2 protein-coding genes and 1 pseudogene are annotated in these 1,596 nt (G+C 47.8%); all 3 read right to left on the bottom strand.

The annotated features are described in order from the left end of the window. A partial coding sequence (locus tag FJZ26_05970; GenBank protein ID MBM3229954.1) for an IS1 family transposase occupies nucleotides 1–529 on the bottom strand: 529 nt, incomplete at its 3' end. Between the two features lie 169 nt (nucleotides 530–698). Then, the gene (locus FJZ26_05965) at nucleotides 699–887 is read right to left on the bottom strand and encodes a 50S ribosomal protein L14e (protein MBM3229953.1); all 189 of its coding nucleotides are present in this window, start codon (nucleotides 885–887) and stop codon (nucleotides 699–701) included. An 18-nt stretch (nucleotides 888–905) separates the two neighbouring features. Then, a pseudogene (locus FJZ26_05960) lies at nucleotides 906–1,535 on the bottom strand (hypothetical protein). Between the last annotated feature and the right edge of the window lie 61 nt (nucleotides 1,536–1,596).

Below are 1,596 nucleotides of genomic sequence, written 5' to 3'. Positions count from 1 at the left end.
TTGCAAGCGGAAGATTTGCGAGCGACTGCTTTACTTCCTTCATCAGTGCCTTGCCAACCTTTCCATCATGCCCTCCAACCTGCAAGCCTGGCCAGAATTTTGATACTGCCTCAACACCAGTCCAAATCCAGAGTTCGTCTGCCTTCTTCTTGCAGAAAGTCTTTATCTCGTCAAATTGCAGGACAGAGGCATTCACCTTGCCCCTGCAAAGCTCAGCAGTGAGTTTCTCGCAGATGCTTGCCAGCTTATTTATGGCGTAAAAAACCCTGCTTGGGCAGGTGTGGAGAAATTCAGCAATCTTCCACGCTTTTGTTCCACCTGTGGCAAAATGAGCCACTGTTTCAAGGAAATTTTCCCTGCCTTCCTGCAGATGCTCCATTGCAGTTCCAGTCTTCAGGTTGAACGTCCTGCCGCATTCTTTGCACATGAGCCGACCTTGCGGCCAGCTCCACCAGATTACTTTATTTTTGTCCGCTCCGCAGTCCTCATAGGGACAGGGAAAGGACTGATATGTTCTCTTCAATTTCATATTGGTCGCCTGCCCTGTCCCTATGTTGATGATTTTTTACGACGAAAGAGAAAAGAGAACGGGCGCAGAGCAGATAGATTTACGAGGAAAAGTTTTTACCTACAGAAGTTGAGCGCACTACCAAAAGTATGTTTGCTTGAAAAGGAAGACTGTGGAGGACTGATTGGCGTTATCCACTCACGCTTGTGTCTGTCGGCTCGAGATGCAGGACGCTGCATTTTCTCTCAGGCGTCTTCTTCCTTGCAGGAGAGCGGATCATGACGAAATTTTCATTTATGATTTTCGTGACCACTACCTTTTCGCCAGAATCGCGGCCCTTTGTCTTTATGCAAACCCTTCCGACTTGAATTGCTGCCATCTATACCACCAATGAAAATTATTTTCTCTTGAGCTTGGATTTCTTCTTAGCTGCCTTTTTAATTGTATTGGAATTTGCTAATTCCAATGCTGAGAAATTTCTGCCGAAATTTTTCGCCTTAACCTTTTTTCCGCTTGGCTTCTCCCTCGCCGCCCCGATTATGAGCTTTGCAGAATCCTCTGGCTTGTTCTTTTCCGTATTTATCACGAGGTCGAATTGCGAATGGTCGAATATGTCAATGCCGTAAACATCAAGATAGCGCTTGCGGTTCCCGTTGTCACGCTCGAATACGTGTGCAAACGCTTCCCCCTCTTTCATGCCGTCCCTTTTTGCAATCCTTGCCGCCCGCGCTTTCGGGGTTGCGTAGAGCCAGACTTTCAAGTCGGCATTTTTCACAACCCAGGAGCCAAGCCATGTTGTAACGACGCAGTTGCCGCTTCCCACTTCAGCAAGAAGCGCGGCGTCGAATTGCTTGTCAATGGAATGCTTTTCTTCCGCCTGCTTTTGGAATTCCATGAGGCTGATACCCTGTTTTGCCGCGATGGACTTGAAAGTCGGCTCCACCATGCGGAGCTTGAGTTTGTTTGCAACTAGCCGTCCGACAGTATTCTTGCCGCATCCGGTCAAGCCAGAGATGCAGATTATCATTGGGTTACCCCGGAACTACTTTTTCTTAGAAGCAGAAAGGCTTTTCACATAAGGGAGAAGG

The organism is Candidatus Parvarchaeota archaeon, from assembly GCA_016866895.1.
In the GTDB taxonomy this organism is placed as follows: Archaea; Micrarchaeota; Micrarchaeia; order Anstonellales; family VGKX01; genus VGKX01.
This window is presented reverse-complemented; position numbering and strand designations above follow the sequence as displayed.

Excerpts from the sequence above, each read along its gene's own strand:
- FJZ26_05965 (MBM3229953.1), bottom strand. The coding sequence starts at position 887 with ATGGCAGCAATTCAAGTCGGAAGGGTTTGCATAAAGACAAAGGGCCGC.